We start from the raw sequence: 23,680 nt of genomic DNA on the forward strand, positions 1-23,680 counted from the left end.
CCCGGATGATCCCGGATAATCGGGGGATGAATCCCCTTCTCGCCAAGCTGCAGCCCTATCCTTTTGAGCGGCTGAAACACCTGTTTTCAAGCGTCACGCCCAACCCCGCGCTCAAGCCCATCAGCCTGGGCATTGGCGAACCCAAACACGCCACGCCCGCTTTCATTCAGGAAGCACTCAAAGCGTCGGTCGCCACGGGCTTGTCGGCCTACCCGGCCACCGCGGGCGAGCCTGCGCTGCGAAAGGCTTGCGCCGCCTGGCTGCAAACCCGTTATCAGTTGACGCTGGACCCGGCCACGCAGGTGCTGCCTGTGAACGGCTCGCGTGAAGCCCTGTTTGCCCTCACACAAACCGTGATCGACCCGACCCGACCCGGTGCCACCGTGGTCAGCCCCAACCCGTTTTATCAAATCTACGAAGGCGCGGCCTTGCTGTCGGGGGCCGAGCCGTATTACGTGCCCAGCGACCCGGCGCGCAACTTTGCCAACGATTGGGACAGCGTGCCCGCCGAGGTCTGGGCCCGCACCCAGCTTTTGTTCGTTTGCTCGCCCGGCAACCCCACGGGCGCGGTCATGCCGCTGTCCGAATGGCAAAAACTCTTTGCCCTGTCCGACCAACACGGTTTCGTGATCGCCTCGGACGAGTGCTACAGCGAGATTTATTTCCGCGAAGAAGCCCCCTTGAGCGGTCTGGAAGCCGCCCACCAGCTGGGCCGCACCGACTTCAAGCGCCTGATCGCTTTCACGAGTCTCAGCAAACGCAGCAATGTGCCCGGCCTGCGCAGCGGCTTTGTGGCCGGTGACGCAGCCATCATCAAACAGTTCCTGCTGTACCGCACCTACCACGGCAGCGCCATGAGCCCCGTGGTGCAAGCGGCCAGCGTGGCCGCCTGGGGCGACGAAAGCCATGTGGTGGACAACCGCAACCAGTACCGCACCAAATTCGCCCAGGTCACGCCCGTGCTGGCCGAAGTGCTGGATGTGAAACTGCCCGACGCGAGCTTTTACCTCTGGGCCGGTGTGCCAGCAGGCTGGCAAGGCGACGACGCGGCGTTTGCCAAAGCACTTTACGAAGCCGAGAGCGTCACCGTGCTGCCCGGCAGCTACCTGGCGCGTGACTTCAATGGCGGCAACCCCGGCCAAGGTCGCATCCGCATGGCGCTGGTGGCCGAGACCGCCGAGTGCCTGGAAGCGGCTGAGCGCATCGCCCGCTTTGTGCGCGCCCACCCCAGCAAAGTCTGAGCCGTGAACACCATGAACATGACCACCTGTCACGACACCCTGCGCCTGGCCGAGCAGCTGATCGCCAAGCCGTCCGTCACGCCAGATGACGCGGGCTGCATGGACCTCTTGGTTGACGCCCTGAAACCCTTGGGCTTTGTCTGCGAATTCATGGATTCGGGCCCCGAGACCTTTCGCGTGCGCAACCTCTGGGCCAAACGCGCCGGCACTTCGGGCCAGACCCTGGCTTTCGCCGGTCACACCGACGTGGTGCCCACCGGGCCGCTCACGCAATGGGACAGCGACCCCTTCACCCCCACCCACAAAGACGGCAAGTTGTTTGGCCGGGGCGCGAGTGACATGAAAACCTCGCTGGCGGCCATGGTGGTGGCGGTGCAGGAGTTTTTGGCGGCCCACCCCAACCCGGCTTTGGGCATCGCCTTTTTGCTGACCAGCGACGAAGAAGGCCCGGCGCTCGATGGCACCGTGGTGGTCTGCAAGCAACTGGTCGCAAGAGGGGAAGCGCCCCAGTTTTGCATCGTGGGCGAGCCCACCTCGGTGCAGCAAACCGGTGACATGATCAAAAACGGCCGACGCGGCACCCTGAGCGGCAAGCTCACCGTGCACGGCGTGCAAGGCCACATCGCCTACCCGCACCTGGCCGACAACCCGATCCACCGCCTGGCCCCAGCGCTGGCCGAATTGGTCAGCATCCGCTGGGACGAAGGTAACGCCTTCTTCCCGCCCACCAGCTGGCAGGTGAGCAACATCCACGCAGGCACGGGCGCGAGCAACGTGATCCCCGGCGACTGCGTGGTCGATTTCAACTTCCGCTTTTGCACCGAATCCACGCCCGAAAGCCTGCAGCAGCGCCTGCAAGCCGTTTTGGACCAGCACGGCCTGAAATACAGCCTGAACTGGACCCTCGGCGGCCGGCCCTTCCTCACCACCCCCGGCACCTTGGTGGCCGCCGTGCAACAAGCGATTGCCGACGAAACCGGCCTGACCACCGAGCTGTCCACCACCGGTGGCACCAGCGACGGGCGCTTCATCGCGCAGATCTGCCCGCAAGTGATCGAATTCGGCCCACCGAATGCGACCATCCACAAGGTCAACGAACATGTGGCGCTGAGCGACATCGCGCCACTCAAAGCCATCTACCGTCGCACGCTGGAACAACTCAACCTGGGCCTGTCGGCATGAGCGCCTTGACCCTTTCCGACCTGATCGAAACATCGACTGAACGACTGACTCAGGCGGGCGTGGCCTTCGGTCACGGCACTCTGAACGCCTTTGACGAAGCTGTGTGGCTGGTGCTGTGGCGCTTGGGCCTGCCGCTCGATACCGATCTGGACGAGGTGAGCAGCCACGAAGTGACGCCCGAGCAGCAAGCGGCCTGCGCCGCGCTGATCGAAGAGCGCATCACCACCCGCAAGCCTGCCGCCTACCTGACGCAAGAAGCCTGGTTGCAAGGCGTGTCGTTTTACATCGACGAACGCGCCATCGTGCCCCGCAGCCTGATTGCCGAGGTGCTGGCTGACGGCACCATTGACGCCTGGCTGAGCGACCAGACCCGGCAAGTGCTGGACCTGTGCACCGGCAACGGCAGCCTGGCGGTGCTGGCGGCGCTGGCCTGGCCCGAGGTGCAGGTGACCGGGGCCGACATTTCCGACGATGCGCTGGCGGTGGCCACCATCAACGTGGAACGTCACGACCTGCAAGAGCGCGTGAATCTGGTGCACAGCGACGGCCTGAGCGCATTGCCCGGCCCGTTTGACCTGATCCTGTGCAACCCGCCTTATGTGTGCCAGGCCAGCATGGACGCCCTGCCCGCCGAATACCGCGCTGAGCCCGAATTGGCTTTGGCTGGCGGCACGGACGGCATGGACTTTGTGCGCCAACTGTTCAAGGATGCACCCTCGCGCATGAGCGAGCAAGCGGTGCTGGTGCTGGAGATCGGCAACGAACGCGCGCATTTTGAAAACGCCTTTCCCAACTTGGAAGTCGCCTGGCTGGAAACTAGCCAAGGCGAAGACCAGGTGCTGCTCATCACCCGTGCAGCCTTGCTCGCGCCCAAGCTGGCATGAGCCCTTCGATGACTTTCGAGCGGGTTCGCGTCGAGCAAGCTGCGCATTGGAACGCTTTCGTGGGCTTGATGCGCGAGTACGCCAGTGCAGACCTGAACAACCCGGGCATGAGCTCTATCCACGGCGACATCCAGCAGCCGCAAGAGCGTTATTCGGGATCGCAAGGTCAGGCGTGGTTGATCCAGACGCCTGAGCAACTGGTCGGCTGCGGTGCATTCACGACCACGCGGGAAGCGGGGCTTGCGGAACTCAAACGCTTGTATGTGCGTCCTGCATTTCGTGGCCTCAGTGCATCGCGACAACTCACACAACACCTCATCGAACAAGCCCGTACAGCAGGTTTCACCCGCATGGGGCTGAGCACCTGGCGCAGCAACACCCTCGCTCTGGGCCTTTACCAACGCATGGGCTTCACCCCTATGCCCGCTTTCAAAAACCACCCAGACCCTGATCTGGTTTACCTCGGCATGACCTTGACGGCGCTGAACGCCGTCACAACCCACACCACATGATTGTTCTTAAAAACGTGACCCTCCGCCGCGGCACCAAAGTGCTGCTTGACCAAGCTTCGGTCACCCTCAACCCCGGAGAAAAGGTCGGTCTGGTCGGACGCAACGGTGCAGGCAAATCCACCCTGTTTGCATTGTTCAACGGCAGCTTGAACGAGGATGGTGGTGACTTCGACATGCCCAAAGCCTGGCGCATGGCCCAGGTGGCACAGAACATGCCCGAAACCGACCAACCCGCCGCCGAGTTTGTGCTGGAAGGCGATACGCGTCTGGCTGAATTGCGCCAGCGCCTGGTGTTGGCCGAAGAAAGCGGCGACGGCATGGAAATGGCCCACGTCTACACCGACCTGGCCGACGCGGGTGACCACGACGCCATGCCCCGCGCCGAAGCCCTGATTTTGGGTCTGGGCTTTCGGGTCGACGAGCTGAACAACCCCGTGAACAGTTTTTCAGGCGGCTGGCGCATGCGCTTGCAATTGGCCCGGGCCCTGATGTGCCCCTCCGACATCCTGATCCTGGACGAACCCACCAACCACTTGGACTTGGATGCCTTGGTCTGGCTGGAAGCCTGGCTGCAACGCTATGCGGGCACCATGATCGTGATCAGCCATGACCGCGAGTTTCTGGATGCAGTGACCGATGTCACCTTGCACATCGACCACGCCAAACTGACGCGCTACGGCGGCAACTACAGTGCGTTTGAAATCTTGCGTTCGCAGCAAATGGAGCTGCAACAAGCTTCGTTTGCCAAACAGCAAGACAAGATCGCCCACCTGCAAAAGTTCATCAACCGCTTCAAGGCGCAGGCCAGCAAGGCCAAGCAAGCGCAAAGCCGGGTCAAGGCGCTGGAGCGCATGGAAAAAGTGGCCCCGCTGCTGGCCGACGCCGAGTTCACTTTCGGCTTCAAGGAACCGAACAACCTGCCCAACCCGATGCTGGCCATCAGCGAAGCCAGCTTTGGCTATGTGGTGGAAGACGAACCCAAGGCCATCTTGCAAGGTGTCAGCAAATCGGTGCTGGCCGGGCAGCGCATTGGCATATTGGGGGCCAACGGCCAGGGCAAATCGACCCTGGTCAAGACGATTGCCCGCACCATGCCGCTGCTGGCGGGCACGCTGACCGAAGGCAAGGGCTTGAACATCGGCTACTTTGCGCAACAAGAACTCGATGTGCTGCACCCGCAAGACACGCCGCTGGAGCACATGATCCGCTTGGCCAAGGAACTGGGACCCAACAGCGGTGAGCCCAGCCGCGAGCAGGACCTGCGCAACTACCTGGGCACCTTCAATTTCACCGGCGACATGGTCAAGCAGGCCGTGGGCACCATGAGCGGCGGCGAAAAAGCCCGCCTGGTGCTGGCCATGATCGTGTGGCAACGCCCCAACCTGCTGCTGCTGGACGAACCCACCAACCACCTGGACTTGGCCACCCGCGAAGCGCTGTCGATGGCGCTCAACGAATTCGAAGGCACCGTCATGCTGGTCAGCCACGACCGCGCCTTGCTGCGTGCCGTGTGCGACGAGTTCTGGATGGTGGGCCGGGGCAAGGTCGAGCCGTTTGATGGCGACTTGGACGATTACCAGCGCTATTTGCTCGAAGAGTCCAAACGCCTGCGCGAAGTGGCCAAAAATGCCGCACGCGACTCGGCGGGCTCAGCGGCTGTGCCCGCTACTCAAGCAGCTCCGGTCATCGCGGTGGCGGTTGCCCCCGTGGCGGCCACCGCACCTGCCTGCAGTAACGGCAGTAATGGCATCAGCAGCGCCGAGCAGCGCAAACTCGATGCCCAAAAACGCCAGCAACTGGCCGCACAAACCCGCCCCTTGAAGCGCGAACTCGAACAAAACGAGCAGCGCATGGCCAGCATCGAAGCAGAGAAAAGCCAACTCGAACAACAACTGAGCGCCCCTTTGCCGCCCGCAGAAATTGCCGAAGCGGGCCGCCGCTTGAAAGCCTTGTCGGACGAAGTGACCACGCTGGAAGAGCGCTGGCTCGAACTGACGCATTTGCTGGAAGAAACAGCCTGAGGCCATTGAAAGCACCCAAAACAAAGGGGCCCATGAAAATGGGCCCCTTTTTTATCGGGTACAAACACCGGACATCGGCCACAGGTGTGGCCGCAAACACGGCCAAGCTTATCGGCCCACCACGGACCAGCCGGCATGCTGATCGGCTTTGTTGTTTTCGTATTCCCAAGCTGTGCCGCAGCGGTCACAGCGGTACGCCGTGATGGTGGCTTGACCTGACTCGCGCTGCTCCTTGCGGTTGGCACCTTGCACCAACTCGGCATGGCCAGGCGCACGACGCCAGTTGCGCTGAATACCGGAGCAAGGCTCGCACAACACCTGTTTGTTCAATGCATTGGGGCTGTTCAATTCGCTGGTCATGGAGGCTCTTTCGATGGGTATCCGGGTTCACAACGCGTGCGCCCATGAAAAAAGCACTTTGTACCGAGATACAAAGTGCTTTTTAGTTTTTTGGTGGGACCAGCGGGGGTCGAACCCACGACAAACGGATTAAAAGTCCGCTGCTCTACCAACTGAGCTATGGTCCCTTTGCTGCAGTATTTGTGCACTGTAGCAAGACTCAAATTATAGCGTTATTTTTTGGCCTTCTGAAGGCAACTTGCCAAAAAATTCAAAATTTCTGATGCGGCGCACATGCCAAAGGTCGCGGTCACGCTGACCACCGATCCATAACCGTGGCAATTGAGCGTGCCATCGCCTTCAATGACGCAAGACGCATCCGGTGGCGCTACGGCTTCACGGCTGAAGACACCTTGAATGCCCATGCGCTTGTCCCCCTTGGCTGCACCATGGTGTTTGCGCAAGCGGTAGCGCACTTGCGCCAGCAAGGGGTCATGGGTGATACGGGACAAATCATCCACATCCACCTTGTGCGCCAAACGCTTGCCGCCAGCGGCCCCCACGGTGATGAAGCCCACCTTGTTTTCGAGTGCCCACTGGGCCATGGTCACCTTGGCCTTCACCTGGTCGCACGCATCGATCACCGCATCCGGCTGGCTCGGCAAAACAGCAGGCCAGTTCTCTGGCGTGACAAATTCATCAATGGCGTCGACCTGGCATTCAGGGTGAATCAAGGCAATGCGCTCTCGCATGGCCTCCACTTTGGCCTGCCCCGTGGTGCTGGTCAACGCATGGATCTGGCGGTTGATGTTGGACTCGGCAATGTGGTCCATGTCAACCAAGGTGAGACGGGCCACACCACTGCGGGCCAGCGCTTCAGCCGCCCACGAGCCAACACCACCAATGCCCACCACCACCACATGCGCCTGGCGAATGCACTGCGCACCGGACACGCCATACAAACGTTGCAAGCCGCCAAAACGGCGTGCGTCGATGTCGTCCTGAAATGGTGTATCGCTCATGCCGAGACCTCCGCGCGGTACATCTGCCAATGCAAGGTCGCCACCGCACCCAACACGATCCCGAACACGGCAAGGCCACTGCCCAGACTGAGGGTGGACAAGCCCGACAAGCCCTGCCCAATGCTGCAGCCCATGGCCATGACTGCGCCCATGCCCATCAACGTGCCGCCCAGCAAATGCCAACCCAGGTCAGCGGTTTGGGTAAAGCCTTCCCAGCGGAATGTGCCTTGCCACTGGGCACTGCAAAAGGCCCCCAGCAACAAGCCAATCACCATGACCATGCCTGTACTCACCCGCTTGCCGCCATCACTGAAATACATGAACGCATCCCACCAATAAGCCACAGGCGCCGTCAAACTCATGGATTCCATGCGCCCGCTGGCGGTGGCCAAAAATGCGGGCTCCAGTGTTTGCGGGTGCTCTTGCACAAAGCCCAGCACCCCGCTGACCCACCACAGCGCGACCACAAGCGCCCCGATACCAGCCCCCGAAAAAAGCGTTGAGCGCTGAAGTGTCTGGCGGTCTTTGAACACCCAAAGCAAAAGCAGACCTGAAACCACACAAGCCGAAACCCAACCCGCCCAGGACGGCGTCATGCCTGAAGCGTGGCCGAGCCATTGCCCCAAAAATGGACCTGGCCCCGTGCCCACGGTCAACAAATCAATGGAATTCACCCGCCACACGGCCGTCAAACCGCGCAGGGTGGCCAAGGCCGCAATGCCCATGGCCATCAACACCACCAGCGACTTCAAATTACCGGCGCCCAGCCGGACCAGCGACTTGCTGGTGCAGCCAGAGCCCAACACCATGCCCACGCCAAAGAGCGCACCGCCCAACCACAATGAGAGCCAGGAGAGCTGCGTGCTGGCATAAATGGTGTTGCCGGGGCTGACCCAACCGAGCCAGGACATGCCGCCGAAACCCAAAATGGCCACCGCAAGGGCCACCGCCCATTGCTTGGCCCGATTGGCGTCGCCCATGATCACCCAGTCACTGATGGCGCCCAAGGTGCAAAAGTGGCTGCGATGAAACAGCACCCCGGCCAAGACCGACAGTGCAAAAGTCAGCCCCAAAACCGCCAGCGTCTGAAGCTGGAGCTGATCGAGCGTGATCACCCGAATGCCTTGGGCTCAGCGCAAACGCGCCAGACGGTCACGCGCGGTGGCTGCAGCCTCGGATGCCGGATAGGCCTTGACCAATTCGTCCATCGTTTTGCGGGCACCCTTGAGGTCCTTCAATTCGATTTGAACGTTGGAGATGGCGAGCATCGCCTCAGGCGCACGGGCATGCGCGGGAGCCACTTGCAGCATTTGCTGAAAATTCGCCATCGACTCTTTGTAATCCTTGTTGGCATATTGGGCATTGCCCAGCCAAAACAAAGCCGAAGGCACGTAAGCACTTTGACGGTAACGCTGCACAAATTGACCCAAGGACGCTTGTGCCGCTGCAAAATCGCCTTTGCGGAAAATGTCCATGGCCGCTTCGTAATCGCGCTTTTCCACAGGTTCTGCCATGAACTCTGCGCCATCCACAGACACTTTCACAGGCTCGAAACGGCGCAAACGCTCGTTCACGCCATTGACCATGTCTTTTTGGCTCATCTGCGCTTCAGACACATCGCGGGCCAAGCGTTCTTGAGCGCCACGCATTTGAGACTGCTCGGCCTTCAATCCGTCAATTTGACCTTGAAAATCCAGCAGCGCACGGCGCAGCTGGGCGTTTTCATCGGCCAAGCCTTTGATCGCCGTGTTCGACTGCTCTACACGCTGGCGCAGATCAAGAATCGCTTTGCGGGCCTCGTCATCGTCAAAAAGACCCGCCTGCGCCGTGCCCATCAAAGCCCACAAAACAGGGGCCCAAACGAATCGGTGCCCTGCACGCCCCAAAATTGCCAGCGTTTTCATGGTGCTTAGTACCGGATTTCAACGCGGCGGTTTTTAGCCAAGTCGGACTCGGCAGAGCCTTGTGCTGCGGGCTTCTCTTTGCCATAGCTGACGGCTTCCAACTGGTTCTCAGCCACGCCCAACAAGCTCAATGCCTGGCGCACGGCCTCAGCACGCTTTTGGCCCAGTGCCAGGTTGTATTCACGGCCACCGCGCTCGTCGGTGTGGCCTTCGAGGTTGGCTTTGCGTTGTTTGTTGGCTTGCAGGAAGCGGGCGTGGTTTTCGATCACCGGACGGGCTTCTGCGCGAACCACAAAGCTGTCGTAGTCAAAATAAACCACATGCGCCACGCCGACAGGCCCGGTGCCCGAAGCGGACTTTTCGACCACCACACCGGCCACGCCAGTTTGTGCGCCGTTTGGATTGTTGCCAATGCCTTGCGTCGACGCGCCCGACGATGTGGCCGATTTGTCTTCCACCGGCACATCGTCCAATTTCACGCCAGATGCGCAACCTGCCAACAACGCCACCAACAACAAGCTGGCCAAAAATTTCTTCGTCATGATTTACCTCGTCAATTTAAAAAAGTGAATGTTCAAAATTCATTTGCGCACCGGGCCCCAATGGGGCTCCCGGATGTCGCCGCCCTGCCCAGCCAAACGGGCTTTGATGCGGCCATCCAAGGTGGTGGTCATCAAGGATTCGCGTCCTTGAAAAATCGTCGCATAGACCAACAAGCGGCTGTTGGGTGCAAAACTGGGGCGCTCGTCAGCCGATGTGTCGGTCAATGCGGTCACTTGACCGGAAGCCAACTCCATCAAGTGCAAGCGAAATGCGCCCCCCATGCGCGAAACATAAGCCAGCCAGCGCCCGTCTGGACTGACCACCGGTGAAATATTGTAGGTGCCCGAAAACGTCACGCGCTCGGCAGGCCCGCCTTGCGCAGGCATGCGGTAAATCTGCGGGCTGCCGCCCCGGTCACTGACAAAAAACAAGGCACTGCCATCCGGCGAGAAAGCCGGTTCGGTGTTGATGCCGCCTGACGTTGTCAAACGGCGGGGCTCACCGCCGTTCAGGTCGATGCGAAAAAGCTGGGAGCCGCCATCGCGGCTGAGCGTCGCGGCCAAAGACTTGCCGTCGGCGCTCCAGGCGGGCGCACTGTTGGAGCCTTTGAAGTTGGCCACGGGCCGACGCTGGCCTGTGGCCAGCTCATGCACATACACCACGGGTTTGCGCAACTCAAACGACACATAGGCCAGCTGGGCACCACTGGGCGACCAGGACGGCGAAATGATGGGTTCGGGGCTGCTCAAGGCCGACTGGGCGTTATCGCCATCAGAGTCGGCAATCCACAAAGAATAGCGCCCACCGGCTTTGGTCACATAACTGATGCGCGAGGCAAAAGCCCCAGGGGTGCCGGTGAGCTGCTGGTAAACCCAGTCGGCCATGCGGTGCGCCGACAAACGCAAGTCAGCAGCAGAAACGGTGTCCCTAAAATCACTTTTCTCCTGGCCTTTGACCACGTCCCACAGACGGGCACGCACGTCAAAGCGGCCATCGGCCAAGCGGGTCACCGAGCCGGCCACCAAAGCCTCGGCAGACAACTGGCGCCAAGGTGTCCAGTCGGGACGACTCGTTTCGTCCATCGAGGCCGAACCTGCGGCCAAGCCCTTGAACTGCCCGCTGCGCTCCAGATCGGCCTGCACGATGCTGGCCAGCTTTTGTGGGGCTGTGGCCTCTCCTTTGAAGGGTGCAATCACCACCGGCAACTGGGTCATGCCCACGCCCGTCACTTCCACGCGAAATTGAGCCCAAGCGGGTACCGCCAGCGTGCTCAAAATCAGCAGCTTCAAAAGCCATGACAACAGGTCAATGCGCAAAAATACAGGCTTCATGTCAATGTGGTGACCATTCAAATCGGGGAAGCCGTGATCGTACACCGTAGAAATCCGTTTTCTGCTGCCGCATTGACCGCCCTACTTACAATCTCGCCATGAGCCCAACCCCAACAACGCCTGCTTCCCAGTCCAGCATCCGGGACCGGTTGCGGCGACTCACGCCTTATTTTGGAAGCCAGCGGGGCATTTGGGCCGTGGCAGTTTTGGCGACCCTCATGGCCGCTTTGACGGAACCGATGATTCCGGCCTTGTTTCAGCCCTTGCTGGACAAAGGTTTTGCAGAGAACAAATTGCCCTTATGGTCCATTCCTGCGGCTGTGCTCGGCCTGTTCACGGTGCGCGGCGTGGCCAACTTCGTGGCGCAATACGCCTTATCCAGACTGACCAATGACGGCATGGAAAAACTCAGGTTCCAGCTGTTCTCGCAGCTAATGAAGGCCGATTTGTCCCTGTTTTCCAAACAATCGGCCAGCGCCCTGTCCAACACCATCGTTTACGAGGTCCAGAACGGCGCCGCCCAATTGGTGTCTGCGGTCATTGCCTTGGCCCGTGACGGCTTCACGCTGATCGCCTTGTTGGGCTATCTGATGTGGCTGAACTGGAAACTCACGCTGGTGGTTTTCACGGTGGCCCCTGGCCTGAGCTGGATCATGAAAGCGCTCTCGCGTCGCCTTTACAAACTGACCAAGGAAAGCCAAAGCGCCACCGACAACCTGGCTTATGTGGTCGAAGAAAACGTGCTCGCCCACCGTGTGGTGCGCCTGCAAGGTGGGCAAGCACACCAAGTTGCACGTTTTGGCCAACTGGCCCAGGTGCTTCGCCGCCTGGCCCTGAAGACCACCGTGGCCTCGGCCGCCATGACGCCATTGACCCAAATCATGGCAGCCTTGTCCTTGTCCATGGTGCTGGTAATTGCGCTTTACCAAAGTCAAAACGGCGCTTCAGGCGCCACGGTGGGCGGGTTTGTGGCCTTTATCACCGCCATGCTGATGCTGGTCGCCCCCATCAAGCGTCTGGCCGAGATCTCCAGCCCCATCACCCGGGGGCTGGCAGCCCTTGAAAGAGGATTGGCTTTGATCCATGAAGCCAAGGAAGAAACGCAAGGCAGCTACACCAGCACCCGAGCCCAAGGTGCGGTGGCTTGGCAGGATGTGCATTTGAAGTTCACAGCCGAAGGCCAACCGGCCCTGTCCGGGGTCACCCTGAACGTCCATCCGGGCGAAACCGTGGCCCTGGTCGGCACCTCGGGGGCTGGCAAAACCACCTTGATCCAACTGCTGCCCCGGTTCGTGCAAGCCACCTCCGGCAGCGTGTGCATCGATGGCGTGCCCATTCAGGACTGGGCGCTGGACAGTTTGCGCCGGCAAATCGCCATGGTCAGCCAGGATGTGGTGATGCTCAACGACACGGTGGCCGCCAACGTCTGCCTGGGTCATGACGCGAACAGGGAACGGATTCAGGCTTGCCTAGAAGCGGCCAACCTGTGGGGCCATGTGTCGCAAATGCCGCAAGGCATGGACACGCTTTTGGGCCACAACGCCAGCCAGCTGTCTGGCGGCCAGCGCCAGCGCCTGGCGATTGCGCGGGCGCTGTACAAAGATGCACCCATCTTGATTCTGGACGAAGCCACCTCGGCGCTGGACAACGAGTCCGAGCGCTTGGTGCAAGACGCCTTGCAAAAACTCATGCAGGGCCGAACCACTTTGATCGTGGCGCACCGCTTGTCCACCATTGAGCACGCTGACCGCGTGGTGGTCATGGAGCGCGGCCAAATTGTCGAACAGGGTGCCCCGGCCAGCTTGTTGGCTTCGGGCGGTGCTTATGCCCGCTTGCACCACCGGGGTGAATGGGCCAGCGAGACCGCGGCTTAACGCGCCTGCGTGGCCCGACTCAGAGCAGCACGACGTCGTATTGCTCAGGGCCCATGGCGGGCTCCACCTGGAGCGAAATCGGCTTGGCGATGAAGTCCGACAAGCCCGCCAGATGCTGGCTTTCTTCGTCCAGCAATAAATCAATGACCGCCGATGCGGCAACCACCCTGAATTCGCGCGGGTTGAATTGCCGGGCCTCTCGCAGGATTTCCCGCAGGATGTCGTACACCACCGAGCGGGCCGTCTTGACAATGCCCTTGCCCTGACAACTGGGGCAAGGCTCGCACAGCATGTGGGCCAAGGACTCACGGGTGCGTTTGCGGGTCATCTCCAGCAAGCCCAGCGACGAAAAACCACCGGCCATGGTTTTCACACGGTCACGCGCCAATTGCTTGCGAAACTCGGCCAGCACCGCATCCTGATGGTCCGAGCGTGACATGTCGATGAAGTCGGCAATGATGATGCCGCCCAGGTTGCGCAGGCGCAGCTGGCGGGCAATGGCCTGCGCTGCCTCCAGATTGGTCTTGAAGATGGTGTCTTCAAAATTGCGCGCGCCGACATAACCACCGGTGTTCACATCCACCGTGGTCAGGGCTTCGGTCTGGTCAATGATCAGGTAACCGCCAGATTTCAGGTCGACCCGGCGCCCCAAGGCTTTGGCAATCTCTTCGTCGATGGCATACAAATCAAAAATCGGCCGCTCGCCTTTGTACAGGTGCAAACGCTCGGCCGCTTTGGGCATGAACTCGCGGCCAAAAGCCACCAGTTGGGCAAATTGCTCTTGCGAGTCGATGCGGATGCTTTGGGTGGCTTCTCCCACCAGGTCGCGCAAGACGCGTTGCAGCAGCGTCAGGTCTTGGTGCAGCAAGGATGCAGGCGGCAAACGCATGGATGCCTCCTTGATGCGGGCCCAGGTTTTGCGCAAATACGCGATGTCTTCCTGCAGCTCTTCGTCGCTGGAGTCTTCGGCATTGGTGCGCAAGATGAAGCCACCACCGTCTGCGCCCACCAAGGCCTGCAGTCTTTGGCGCAGCGCATCGCGTTGGTCGGACGGGATTTTTTGCGACACCCCAATGTGATCGTCTTGCGGCAAGAAAACCAGGTGGCGCCCTGCGATGCTGATTTGGGTGGACAGACGGGCGCCCTTGGTGCCCATGGGGTCCTTGATGACCTGCACCATGATGGCTCGGCCTTCAAACACCTGCTTTTCGATCGGCACCAGCGGCTGCCCCGTGCGGGCCGAAGAGGCCTCGCCTTCGGCATGTTTTTGCCACACATCGGCCACATGCAAAAACGCGGCCTTGTCCAGCCCGATGTCGATGAACGCCGACTGCATGCCGGGCAAGACCCGGGCCACTTTGCCCAAGTACACATTGCCCACCAAACCACGCTCCAGCGTGCGTTCGACGTGCAGCTCTTGCACCGCACCAAATTCGACCACCGCAACCCGGGTTTCCTGGGGTGACCAATTGACCAAAATATCTTGTTGCATGGATGGAATCAGGTTGAAAAATGGGAGATCGGCTCACAGCATGCCAGCACGCGGACACAGGCCTCGAAGCGCCCTGTCAAAAGCTCAACAGCGAACGCCGACTGAGCGCAACAAACGGGCCGTCTCAAAAAGCGGCAGGCCCATGATGCCTGAATAACTGCCCCGGATCTGTTCAATGTGGGCAGCTGCCCTGCCCTGCACGCCATACGCTCCGGCCTTGCCCATGGGCTCGCCTGACGCCACATAGGCCTTGATCTGGGCCGGGGTCATGGGGGCAAAACGCACCCACGACTCGGACACGGCCGCCACGCGTTGGCGGCCTTTTTGCACGGCCACAGCCGTCAACACCCGATGGGTCTGGCCTGACAACAATTTCAAAATGCGCACGGCATCGGCAGGGTCCGCCGGTTTGCCCAAAATGTCACGGCCCAGGCACACGGTGGTGTCGGCGCACAGCACTGGCGCGGCAGGCAGGCCCTGACGCTGCATTCGCTGCACAGCGGCATCCAGCTTCAAACCTGTCACCCGGGCCACATAGCGGCCAGGTGCCTCGTTGCCGCGAATGTCTTCCAAAGATTCGGTATCTTCGTCGGGTCCAGCCAACAGCAAGGTGTGGGCCACGCCAATTTGGCCCAGCAACTGGCTGCGCCGGGGGCTCTGGGAGGCGAGGTAAATGAAGTCGCTCATTCGCGGTGGTAGGGGTGGTTGGCGTTGATGGACCAGGCGCGGTAGAGCTGCTCGATCAACAGCACCCGGGCCATGGCGTGGGGCAAGGTCATGTCGGACAGGCGAATGCGCTCGTGCGCGGCTTGCCTGAACTCGGGCTCCAGGCCATCGGGGCCGCCAATCACCAAGGCCACATCGTCGCCCCCCAACTGCCAGCTGGTCAGGCGCGTGGCCAAGGCTTGGGTGGTGAGGTTGGTGCCGCGCTCGTCCAGCACCACGATGCGGGTGCCACGGGGAATGGCCGCCTCGATGCGCTGGCGCTCGGCGGCGTACAAGGTGGGCAGGGTTTTGGAGCCTCGGGGCTCGGTTTTCACGGCCTTGAGCTCGACCTTGAGCTCAAGCGGAAAACGTTTGGCGTAATCGTCCCAGGCAGTCTGAGCCCAGTCAGGCACACGCAGGCCGACCGCAACGATCAGCAGCTTCATGAAGGATCAATCGGCTTTGCGGCGGGTCGTGGCTTGCACGGCCTTGCGAGCTGGGGCTTTTTTGGCTGCGGGCCTAGCCGCTGCTTTGGCTGCAGGCTTGGCGCTTGGCTTGCCCACCGTTTTGACCGTTGGCTTGCTGGTCGTGCTGGCGGGCTTGACCGCTGACTTGCTTGCGGGTTTGGTGGCCGATTTGGCCGAAGTCTTGGCTGCCGTTTTGGCGGGGGCCTTTGCAGCAGATTTCGCCGCAGGTTTGGCCGATTTGGCAGGGGCCTTCAAGGCTGGCTTGGCTTTGGCTGCAGGCTTGGCTGGGGTCTTTTTGGCCGCAGTTGTTTTGGTGGCCGCTTTTTTGGCCACCGAATTCTTGATGTGGCCTTTGACCTCAGCCGTTGCAGCAGGCTTGGGCGCACCGAACTTCAGGCGCACAGGCGTACCACCCCAGATTTCTTCCAGGTTGTAATAGGTGCGGATGGTGGGCTGCATGATGTGCACGACGGCCTGACCGCAGTCCACAATGATCCATTCCCCGTTGTCTTCACCTTCCATGCGGGGCTTGCCAAAACCGGCGTTGCGCACTTTGTCGCGCACGCTGGCAGCCAAGGCCTTGGTCTGGCGGTTGGAAGTACCGGATGCAATGATGACCCGCTCAAACAAGGACGAAAGGTGCTCGGTGTCAAACACCTGAATCTCTTGGGCCTTGACGTCCTCCAGCGCATCCACAATGGCTCGTTGGAGTTTCTGAATGTCTTTTTTGGCAGCGGTTTCGGTCATCAATGGGGCCTGTAAAGGTGGTGTTCGTGAATATAGCGCTCAACAGCGGGGGGCACCAGGCCTGTAATGGCCTGCTCTGTGGCTACCAGCACACGGATGTCCGTGGCACTGTGAGGCATCAGCGGCATCTCCAGAGTCCGAATGCGCGCTTGCAGCGTGTCAGAAAGGGGTGGCGTTGACTTGGGCGTGTCAGAATTTTCATTCCAGGCACGCACGGCCATATCACGCCCTGCGGCGCAGATTATAGCGATGCGCCCGATTTCACCGATCTGGTGCCACGATGGCAGGGATCGACGCTGGTCATCGCCCAACAACAGATACAGCTGTGCCTGAGGAAAATCGGCCTGCAAATCGTGCAACGTGTCCACGGTGTAGCTGGGGCCTGGGCGTCGGATTTCGCGCTCGTCCACCACCACTTGGGGCAGATGCTGGTAAGCCAGACGGGTCATCGCAAGCCGGTGCACCGCATCGGTCAAATCGCGTGGCTTGTGCCAGGCTTGGCCCGTGGGCAACACACGCACCTGGTCCAGTTGCAACTGAGCGATCGCGGCCTCAACCAAGGCCACATGCGCCTGATGGGGCGGGTCAAAAGCACCGCCAAAAACGCCCAACCTTTTGACTGGCGGCAGGCTCAAACCCAATCCTTGGGAACCAGAAAATGGCTCAGCAAGCGTTCTTCAGCCGAGCCGACCGGATCCTTGCGCTGGTAAGACCAGCGCACCTCGGGCGGCATGGACAACAAGATCGACTCGGTGCGGCCTCCGGACTGCAAACCAAAATGCGTGCCCCGGTCCCAAACCAGGTTGAACTCCACATAGCGGCCCCGGCGGTAGAGCTGAAAGTCCCTCTCCCTCTCGCCATAGGCGGTGTCCTTGCGGCGCAGCACGATGGGCAAATAAGCGGGCAGCAAGGCATCGCCCACGCTTTGCAGCATGGCCAAGCTTTGGTCCATGCCCAGCTCGGAAAAGTCGTCAAAAAAGATGCCCCCCACACCACGCTGCTCATGGCGGTGCTTGTTGCAGAAATAGTCGTCACACCAGGCCTTGAAGCGCGGGTGCAGGCCTTCACCAAAAGGCGTCAACGCGTCCTTGCAGGTTTGGTGAAAATGCACGGCATCCTCATCAAAGCCGTAATAAGGCGTCAGGTCCAGGCCGCCGCCAAACCAGGCGACGGGTGCACGCCCTTCGGGCTTAGCCGCGATCATGCGCACATTCATGTGCACGGTGGGCACATAAGGGTTGCGCGGGTGAAACACCAGCGACACGCCCATGGCCTCAAAGGCCGAGCCTGCCAATTCGGGGCGGTGCTGCGTCGCCGAGGGCGGCAATTGAGGGCCGCTGACATGCGAAAAACCACAACCCGCACGCTCAAAAACAGGGCCACCTTCCAGAATTTGGGTGATGCCACTGCCCTGCAGTTTCTCGCCCGGGTCTTTTTGCCAGGCATCCACCAGGAAAGGCGTGCCGTCGATCTCCGTCAAGGCGTTTGTGATGCGGGACTGCAAGCCCAGTAAGTAGGTTTTGACGGTATCGAGTTGAAATGAAGTGCTCATGGGGTGCGCTGTCGACCTGAAGTGTCAAGAAGAAGATGAAGAGACGGGGGGCGCTGTCGGACTCCAGGGCGTGATGGGCCCCATCTGGTCGACATGAAAACCCTCGACCCCATCAAACACCGCAGCCATGTGCGCGTAATCGGCCTCGGCATGCCCCGTCAGGTCATAAAAGTCCACCACACTGAAGCAACGCTTGCCCCAGTCGAGCTTGACCAAAGCCAAGGGCACCTGAGCCCCTACGGCCAACTGGTAAAAACCGCTGCGCCAGCCAGGGGTGAGGCTGCGCGTGCCCTCAGGGGCCAAACCCAACCAAAGCAATTGGTCTTGTTGTTTGTGTTGCTCGAACACATGAACCATCTGCCCCACCACCCCGCGCGAAGATCTGCGGTCGATCGGGATGCCCCCGACCCAACGCATCCAGGCACCGACCAACGGGAATTTGAACAGCGAATCCTTGCCCCAGAAATGCGCTGGAATGCCCAAGGCCCATTTGGCCAGCATCCCGATCGGGAAATCCCAATTGCTGGTGTGCGGGTAGACAATGGCCACGCCCTGGCGTGTGGGAAACCCCTCAAACTCCAGCCGCCAGCCCAGGATTTTCAAAATCCAGCGGGCCAAGCGGGAGCCCTGGAAAGTCACAGGATGGGTTGGCGATGCGCTCATGTCGGGTCTCACGGTTCAGTTTTTGAGGGCGCGATAACCAATGTCCCTGCGCATCTGCATACCGTCAAACGCAATGGGCGTGGCGGTCTGATACGCCTTTTGCTGCGCCTGACGCACAGAATCGGCCAATGCGGTGACGCACAAGACACGCCCACCCGAGGTCAAGATCTGGCCGTCTTTTTCGGTCGTGCCAGCGTGAAACACCATGGCATCTTCCTCGTCTTTGGGCAAACCGCTGATGACGTCACCTTTGCGCGGGTTCATGGGGTAACCGGCTGCTGCCATCACCACGCCCAAGGCAACCCGACGGTCCCATTCCATTTCAAAGTTTTCAAGGCCTTCCGATGTGGCGGCCAACAAAACTTCAAGAAAGTCTGACTTCAAGCGCATCAAGATGGGCTGGGTTTCAGGGTCACCCATGCGGCAATTGAATTCGAGGGTTTTGACACGCCCTTGGGGGTCGATCATCAAACCCGCATACAAAAAGCCGGTGTAATTGATGCCGTCTTTTTCCATGCCTCGGATGGTGGGCAAAATGACTTCGCGCATGGCCCGTGCATGCACCTCGGCCGTGACCACGGGTGCAGGTGAATACGCCCCCATGCCGCCTGTGTTGGGGCCTTCATCGCCGTCCAGCAAGCGCTTGTGGTCCTGGCTGGTGGCCAAAGCGGCCACGTTCTTGCCATCACACAGCACCATGAAGCTGGCTTCCTCGCCTTGCAAAAATTCCTCAATCACCACACGGGCACCGCCGGCGTTGTGCGCCACACCCAAAGTGTTGTCGAGGAGCATGAAGTCAATGGCTTCATGGGCTTCGACCAAGGTCATGGCAACCACCACGCCTTTGCCGGCGGCCAGGCCATCGGCCTTGACCACAATCGGCGCACCTTTGCGGTCTACGTAGGCATGTGCCAGTGCGGTGTCGGTGAAGGTCTCGAACTCGGCCGTGGGGATGCCATGGCGCTGCATGAACGACTTGGAGAAAGCCTTGGAGCTTTCCAATTGGGCTGCGGCCTGGGTCGGGCCAAAAATGCGCAGGCCATGCGCACGAAAATCGTCCACGATGCCTGCGGCCAGAGGGGCCTCAGGGCCGACCAAGGTCAAGCCAATGTTGTTGTCAATCGCCCACTGGCGCAATTGCGCTAAATCGGTGACCGGGACATTGATCAGGTTGGGGTCTTTGGCCGTGCCGCCGTTGCCGGGGGCCATATACACCTGCTGGATTTTGGGAGATTGCGCCAATTTCCACGCCATGGCGTGTTCACGGCCACCATTGCCGACTACCAATACTTTCATCAAATTTCCTTAATCTTCGAGTTCGGCGTTGTGGAATACGTTTTGGACATCGTCCAGGTCTTCCAGCACATCCAGCAATTTTTGCATTTTGACCGCATCGTCTCCGGCAAGGGCAATGCTGTTTTCTGCCCGCATGGTCACCTCGGCCATGTCGGCCACCAGCCCTGCGGCCTCCAGTGCGTTTTTGACGGCCTCAAAATCCGCTGGCGCTGTCAGCACCTCGATGGCCCCCTCCTCGTCCGTGATCACGTCCTCAGCGCCTGCCTCCAAAGCCACTTCCATGACTTTGTCCTCGCTTGTGCCAGGGGCAAAAATCAACTGCCCACAGTTTTTGAACTGAAAAGCCACCGAACCTTCGGTCCCCAGGTTGCCGCCATGCTTGCTCAAGGCATGGCGCACTTCGGCCACCGTGCGCACCCGGTTGTCGGTCATGGTGTCCAAAATGATGGCCGCGCCGCCGATGCCATAGCCTTCGTAGCGGATTTCCTCGTAGCTCACCCCTTCGAGGTTGCCTGTGGCCTTGTCCACGTTGCGCTTGATGGTGTCGGCAGGCATGTTGGCCGCCTTGGCTTTCTCAATGGCCAGGCGCAAGCGGGGATTGGCGCTGACATCGCCGCCTCCGGTGCGGGCGGCCACCATGATTTCGCGGACCACCCGGGTCCAGATGCGCTGACGCTTTTCGTCTTGCCGCCCTTTACGGTGCTGAATATTTGCCCATTTACTGTGGCCAGCCATCGGGAATTCCTTGAATGTTGATTTAATCTACAGGCTGGATTTTACTTTTCACAAGCGGGAGAAAAACAAACATGGCCGAACCCCTACTGATTGCACAAAATGCACAGGCGCAATGCCAACTGCTGCCGGGACTGGCCAACCGCCATGGCCTGATCACCGGGGCCACAGGCACCGGCAAAACCGTGACCCTGCAGACCCTGGCCGAAAACTTCTCGCGCCTGGGTGTGCCGGTCTTCATGGCCGATGTAAAAGGCGACCTGACTGGCATCAGCCAGCCAGGCAAGATCGGTGAAAAACTGGCGGCAGTGCTCAAAGACCGGGGCATTGCCCTGCCCGAGCCCATGGCCTGTCCCACCACCCTTTGGGACGTGTTTGGCGAGCAAGGCCATCCGGTGCGCGCCACCATCTCGGACATGGGCCCACTGCTCTTGACCCGCATGCTGGGCTTGAACGAAACACAAGCGGGCGTGCTGAATCTGGTGTTCAAGATCGCCGATGACAATGGTCTGTTGCTGCTGGACATGAAAGACCTGCGGGCCATGCTGCAGTACGTGGGCGACAACGCCAAAAACTTCACCACCGAATACGGCAACATCAGCGCCGCGAGCATTGGGGCGATTCAGCGTGGCCTGCTCCAGATTGAAAGCCAGGGAGGTGACCAGTTCTTTGGAGAGCCCATGCTCAACATCGAAGACTTCATGCAAACCGATGCCCAAGGCCTGGGCGTGGTGAACATTCTGGCGGCCGACAAGCTGATGAACTCGCCCCGTTTGTACGCCACCTTCTTGCTGTGGATGCTGTCCGAGCTGTTCGAGGTGCTGCCCGAAATTGGCGACCCCGAAAAACCCAAACTGGTTTTCTTCTTTGATGAAGCCCATTTGCTGTTCAAGGATGCGCCTGCCGCCCTGGTCGAGCGAATTGAACTGGTGGTTCGCCTGGTGCGCTCTAAAGGCGTGGGGGTGTATTTCGTCACCCAGAACCCGCTGGACATCCCCGACAGTGTACTGGGCCAACTGGGCAACCGGGTGCAGCACGCTTTGCGAGCCTACACCCCGCGCGACCAAAAAGCCGTGACCGCCACAGCGCAGACCATGCGCCCCAAGGCCGGTTTGAACATCGAGGCCGCCATCACCGAGCTGGCCGTGGGCGAGGCCTTGGTGAGCTTTCTGGACGCCAAGGGACGCCCTTGCGAGACCGAGCGTGTGTTTGTACTGCCTCCCGCCAGCCAATTGGGGCCCATCACACCCGCCCAACGACAAGCCTTGGTGCAGGGCTCATTGGTGGCGGGGGTTTATGAAACGACCCAGGACAGGGAATCGGCCTATGAAAAGATCAAAGGACAAGGCGCAGAAACAAACGGCAACACCCCAAGCGGTTTACCGGGCCAAGCGCCCGCCGCATCAGCCCCCCAAGATGGGGGTCTGATGGGCGGCCTGTCAGATCTGATTTTTGGTTCGACCGGCCCACGGGGTGGTCAGCGGGATGGGGTCGCCCAGATGGTGGTCAAAAGTGCCGTGCGCACTGTGGGCTCTGCCATCGGGCGTGAAATCGTTCGCGGGGTTCTGGGGGGCCTGCTGGGCTCCAGCAAGCGCCGCTGAAGGCGAGGGACGAAAAAAAACCGCCGTGTTTTGCACACGGCGGTTTTTTTGCAGAGGGTCTGTCGACGATCAGGCAGTTTCGCCCAACACGGTCACAGTCACGTCCACCACCACATCGGTGTGCAAAGCCACGGATACAGCGGATTCGCTCACGGTTTTGATGGGGCCATGAGGCATACGGATCTGGGACTTGACCAGCTTGTAGCCTTGCTTGTTCAGCTCTTCGGCGATGTCGTGGTTGGTCACGGAACCAAACAAACGACCATCGACACCGGCTTTTTGCGACAGCTTGACGACCAGGCCAGACAATTTCTCGCCTTGGGCTTGGGCTTCGGCCAATTTGGCAGCAGCGGCTTTTTCCAATTCAACACGGCGAGCTTCGAACTCGGCCTTGTTGTTTTCGGTAGCGCGGCGTGCACGGCCTTGTGGGATCAGGAAGTTGCGAGCGTAGCCGTCTTTGACTTTGACGATATCGCCCAGATTACCCAGGTTCACAACCTTTTCGAGCAGAATGATTTGCATGGTTGGACTCCTTAGACTTTGTGCTGGTCGGTGTAGGGCAACATGGCCAGGAAGCGTGCGCGCTTGATGGCTGTGTTGAGCTGACGCTGGAAGATGGCACGGGTGCCAGTCAGGCGTGCAGGAATGATCTTGCCGTTTTCGGCGATGAAGTCACGCAATGTGTCCACATCTTTGTAGTCGATTTCTTCGACGCCGGTCACAGTGAAGCGGCAAAAGCGCTTGCGCTTGAACAGCAGTGACTGGGTGTTGCGCTTTGGGCGCTTGTCTTTGTTGAATTTTTTGAACGTGGCCATGGGGCCTCCTGAAATTAATCTTGCTGAAACTCTTGAATGTGCAACACGACACTTTTGCCTTGTCGAGGGGTGGCCAAAAAGCCTTTGAACGTCCAGACACTGCCTACCGCTTGCTTGACCAGCGTTTCTGCCAGTGACCCGAAGGCCAAGGCACGAAGCTTGAGCTGGACTTTGCGGGCTTGTCCTGCCTCTTGTACTTCAGAGGCATGCTCCAGAATCAAGTCCAGAGCGGGCAAACCGGCGGGTGTGTATCGCAAAGCAGCTTGCTCGGCAATACAGGCGGTCAGTTCTGTAAGGTTCACTCCTCAACAGGCACGTGTCAAGCGGCGAATTCGGCTTGTTGTGACTTGCGGGCTTCTTCGCGCTCAACAGTCTTCATCATCGATGAAGGAGCGGTGTCGGCCTTTTTCTTGAGCACAGTCAGGTGACGCAAAACAGCATCGTTGAACTTGAAGGCATGCTCCAGTTCAGCCATGACGGCTTGGTCGGCTTCGATGTTCACGCACAGGTAGTGGGCTTTGCCCAGCTTGTTGATCTGGTATGCCAACTGACGGCGGCCCCAGTCTTCAACACGGTGGATATTGCCACCGCCGGCAGTGATCATGCCTTTGTAACGCTCCAGCATGGCTGGAACTTGTTCGGACTGATCGGGATGGATCAGCAAAATGATTTCGTAATGACGCATTGAGACTCCTTGCGGTTAACCCAAAAGGTTGGAAAAGCCGCCCCCAGCGTCTGTCGGGGTGCGGCAAGGCGA

The 23,680-nt window shown here is 60.1% G+C and carries 26 protein-coding genes and 1 tRNA gene; 7 read left to right on the top strand and 20 right to left on the bottom strand.

The window, feature by feature from the left end; translation table 11 throughout:
• Window positions 1–26 precede the first annotated feature (26 nt).
• From dapC to ACZ5VE_RS08160, 5 genes are read left to right on the top strand one after another with little or no spacing between them, the layout of a single operon-like run.
• A complete protein-coding gene (gene dapC / locus ACZ5VE_RS08140; RefSeq protein WP_464454699.1) occupies window positions 27–1,241 on the top strand; it encodes a succinyldiaminopimelate transaminase in 1,215 nt (404 codons plus the stop codon).
• Between the two features lie 12 nt (window positions 1,242–1,253).
• Window positions 1,254–2,423, top strand: coding sequence for a succinyl-diaminopimelate desuccinylase (gene dapE / locus ACZ5VE_RS08145; RefSeq protein ID WP_464457460.1), 1,170 nt, complete (start codon window positions 1,254–1,256; stop codon window positions 2,421–2,423).
• Entirely contained in the window at window positions 2,420–3,307 is an 888-nt protein-coding gene (prmB, locus tag ACZ5VE_RS08150) for a 50S ribosomal protein L3 N(5)-glutamine methyltransferase (protein WP_464454700.1), read from the top strand. Before dapE ends, prmB begins: the two co-directional genes overlap by 4 nt.
• The gene (locus ACZ5VE_RS08155) at window positions 3,304–3,819 is read left to right on the top strand and encodes a GNAT family N-acetyltransferase (protein WP_464454701.1); all 516 of its coding nucleotides are present in this window, start codon (window positions 3,304–3,306) and stop codon (window positions 3,817–3,819) included. The genes prmB and ACZ5VE_RS08155 overlap by 4 nt, the downstream gene beginning before the upstream one ends.
• Window positions 3,816–5,840, top strand: a complete 2,025-nt coding sequence (locus tag ACZ5VE_RS08160) for an ABC-F family ATP-binding cassette domain-containing protein (RefSeq protein ID WP_464454702.1) — start codon at window positions 3,816–3,818, stop codon at window positions 5,838–5,840. The genes ACZ5VE_RS08155 and ACZ5VE_RS08160 overlap by 4 nt, the downstream gene beginning before the upstream one ends.
• A gap of 108 nt (window positions 5,841–5,948) precedes the next feature.
• Here the strand turns inward: ACZ5VE_RS08160 and ACZ5VE_RS08165 are convergent, their stop codons facing one another.
• The 7 genes from ACZ5VE_RS08165 to tolB form a co-directional block, all read right to left on the bottom strand.
• The gene (locus ACZ5VE_RS08165; protein WP_464454703.1) at window positions 5,949–6,200 is read right to left on the bottom strand and encodes a hypothetical protein; all 252 of its coding nucleotides are present in this window, start codon (window positions 6,198–6,200) and stop codon (window positions 5,949–5,951) included.
• Window positions 6,201–6,291: 91 nt separating this feature from the next.
• Window positions 6,292–6,367, bottom strand: a tRNA-Lys gene (locus ACZ5VE_RS08170).
• A 45-nt stretch (window positions 6,368–6,412) separates the two neighbouring features.
• Window positions 6,413–7,201 carry a tRNA threonylcarbamoyladenosine dehydratase gene (locus tag ACZ5VE_RS08175; protein WP_464454704.1) on the bottom strand — a complete coding sequence of 263 codons (789 nt, stop codon included), beginning with the start codon at window positions 7,199–7,201 and terminating at the stop codon, window positions 6,413–6,415.
• Window positions 7,198–8,316, bottom strand: coding sequence for a YeeE/YedE family protein (locus ACZ5VE_RS08180; protein ID WP_464454705.1), 1,119 nt, complete (start codon window positions 8,314–8,316; stop codon window positions 7,198–7,200). Before ACZ5VE_RS08180 ends, ACZ5VE_RS08175 begins: the two co-directional genes overlap by 4 nt.
• 15 nt (window positions 8,317–8,331) lie before the next feature.
• Window positions 8,332–9,105: a tol-pal system protein YbgF gene (gene ybgF, locus ACZ5VE_RS08185; RefSeq protein WP_464454706.1), complete on the bottom strand. Its 774-nt coding sequence runs from the start codon at window positions 9,103–9,105 to the stop codon at window positions 8,332–8,334.
• Between the two features lie 5 nt (window positions 9,106–9,110).
• Complete coding sequence (gene pal / locus ACZ5VE_RS08190; protein WP_464454707.1) at window positions 9,111–9,647, bottom strand: peptidoglycan-associated lipoprotein Pal; 537 nt, start codon at window positions 9,645–9,647, stop codon at window positions 9,111–9,113.
• A gap of 39 nt (window positions 9,648–9,686) precedes the next feature.
• Complete coding sequence (gene tolB, locus ACZ5VE_RS08195) at window positions 9,687–10,979, bottom strand: Tol-Pal system beta propeller repeat protein TolB (RefSeq protein ID WP_464454708.1); 1,293 nt, start codon at window positions 10,977–10,979, stop codon at window positions 9,687–9,689.
• Window positions 10,980–11,077: 98 nt separating this feature from the next.
• On the opposite strand from tolB, the gene msbA reads away from it, so the two are divergent.
• Entirely contained in the window at window positions 11,078–12,853 is a 1,776-nt protein-coding gene (msbA, locus tag ACZ5VE_RS08200) for a lipid A export permease/ATP-binding protein MsbA (protein WP_464454709.1), read from the top strand.
• A gap of 19 nt (window positions 12,854–12,872) precedes the next feature.
• On the opposite strand, the gene rng is transcribed toward msbA, so the two are convergent.
• The 9 genes from rng to ACZ5VE_RS08245 form a co-directional block, all read right to left on the bottom strand.
• Window positions 12,873–14,345: a ribonuclease G gene (gene rng / locus ACZ5VE_RS08205; RefSeq protein ID WP_464454710.1), complete on the bottom strand. Its 1,473-nt coding sequence runs from the start codon at window positions 14,343–14,345 to the stop codon at window positions 12,873–12,875.
• An 84-nt stretch (window positions 14,346–14,429) separates the two neighbouring features.
• Window positions 14,430–15,032 carry a Maf family protein gene (locus tag ACZ5VE_RS08210; protein WP_464454711.1) on the bottom strand — a complete coding sequence of 201 codons (603 nt, stop codon included), beginning with the start codon at window positions 15,030–15,032 and terminating at the stop codon, window positions 14,430–14,432.
• Window positions 15,029–15,496: a 23S rRNA (pseudouridine(1915)-N(3))-methyltransferase RlmH gene (rlmH, locus tag ACZ5VE_RS08215; RefSeq protein WP_464454712.1), complete on the bottom strand. Its 468-nt coding sequence runs from the start codon at window positions 15,494–15,496 to the stop codon at window positions 15,029–15,031. The genes ACZ5VE_RS08210 and rlmH overlap by 4 nt, the downstream gene beginning before the upstream one ends.
• Window positions 15,497–15,502: 6 nt before the next feature.
• Window positions 15,503–16,264 (bottom strand): ribosome silencing factor, encoded by a 762-nt coding sequence (gene rsfS / locus ACZ5VE_RS08220; protein ID WP_464454713.1) that lies wholly within the window; start codon window positions 16,262–16,264, stop codon window positions 15,503–15,505.
• Entirely contained in the window at window positions 16,264–16,905 is a 642-nt protein-coding gene (nadD, locus tag ACZ5VE_RS08225) for a nicotinate (nicotinamide) nucleotide adenylyltransferase (protein ID WP_464454714.1), read from the bottom strand. Before nadD ends, rsfS begins: the two co-directional genes overlap by 1 nt.
• Entirely contained in the window at window positions 16,896–17,816 is a 921-nt protein-coding gene (gene hemF, locus ACZ5VE_RS08230; RefSeq protein WP_464454715.1) for an oxygen-dependent coproporphyrinogen oxidase, read from the bottom strand. The genes nadD and hemF overlap by 10 nt, the downstream gene beginning before the upstream one ends.
• A gap of 24 nt (window positions 17,817–17,840) precedes the next feature.
• Window positions 17,841–18,479 (bottom strand): 1-acyl-sn-glycerol-3-phosphate acyltransferase, encoded by a 639-nt coding sequence (locus tag ACZ5VE_RS08235; protein ID WP_464454716.1) that lies wholly within the window; start codon window positions 18,477–18,479, stop codon window positions 17,841–17,843.
• 15 nt (window positions 18,480–18,494) lie between these two features.
• On the bottom strand, window positions 18,495–19,775 hold the full coding sequence (gene purD / locus ACZ5VE_RS08240) for a phosphoribosylamine--glycine ligase (RefSeq protein ID WP_464454717.1): 1,281 nt from the start codon (window positions 19,773–19,775) through the stop codon (window positions 18,495–18,497).
• 9 nt (window positions 19,776–19,784) lie between these two features.
• Entirely contained in the window at window positions 19,785–20,510 is a 726-nt protein-coding gene (locus ACZ5VE_RS08245; RefSeq protein ID WP_464454718.1) for a YebC/PmpR family DNA-binding transcriptional regulator, read from the bottom strand.
• Window positions 20,511–20,581: 71 nt separating this feature from the next.
• Here ACZ5VE_RS08245 and ACZ5VE_RS08250 point away from each other — a divergent pair, with 71 nt between their 5' ends.
• Complete coding sequence (locus ACZ5VE_RS08250) at window positions 20,582–22,108, top strand: helicase HerA-like C-terminal domain-containing protein (RefSeq protein ID WP_464454719.1); 1,527 nt, start codon at window positions 20,582–20,584, stop codon at window positions 22,106–22,108.
• A 69-nt stretch (window positions 22,109–22,177) separates the two neighbouring features.
• Here the strand turns inward: ACZ5VE_RS08250 and rplI are convergent, their stop codons facing one another.
• From rplI to rpsF, 4 genes are read right to left on the bottom strand one after another with little or no spacing between them, the layout of a single operon-like run.
• Window positions 22,178–22,630, bottom strand: a complete 453-nt coding sequence (gene rplI / locus ACZ5VE_RS08255; RefSeq protein WP_019428751.1) for a 50S ribosomal protein L9 — start codon at window positions 22,628–22,630, stop codon at window positions 22,178–22,180.
• 11 nt (window positions 22,631–22,641) lie between these two features.
• Window positions 22,642–22,923 (bottom strand): 30S ribosomal protein S18, encoded by a 282-nt coding sequence (gene rpsR / locus ACZ5VE_RS08260; RefSeq protein WP_019427495.1) that lies wholly within the window; start codon window positions 22,921–22,923, stop codon window positions 22,642–22,644.
• 14 nt (window positions 22,924–22,937) lie between these two features.
• Window positions 22,938–23,225, bottom strand: coding sequence for a primosomal replication protein N (priB, locus tag ACZ5VE_RS08265; RefSeq protein ID WP_019428750.1), 288 nt, complete (start codon window positions 23,223–23,225; stop codon window positions 22,938–22,940).
• A 17-nt stretch (window positions 23,226–23,242) separates the two neighbouring features.
• Entirely contained in the window at window positions 23,243–23,608 is a 366-nt protein-coding gene (rpsF, locus tag ACZ5VE_RS08270) for a 30S ribosomal protein S6 (RefSeq protein WP_019428749.1), read from the bottom strand.
• Between the last annotated feature and the right edge of the window lie 72 nt (window positions 23,609–23,680).

The sequence above is a fragment of the Limnohabitans sp. INBF003 genome, from assembly GCF_055396645.1.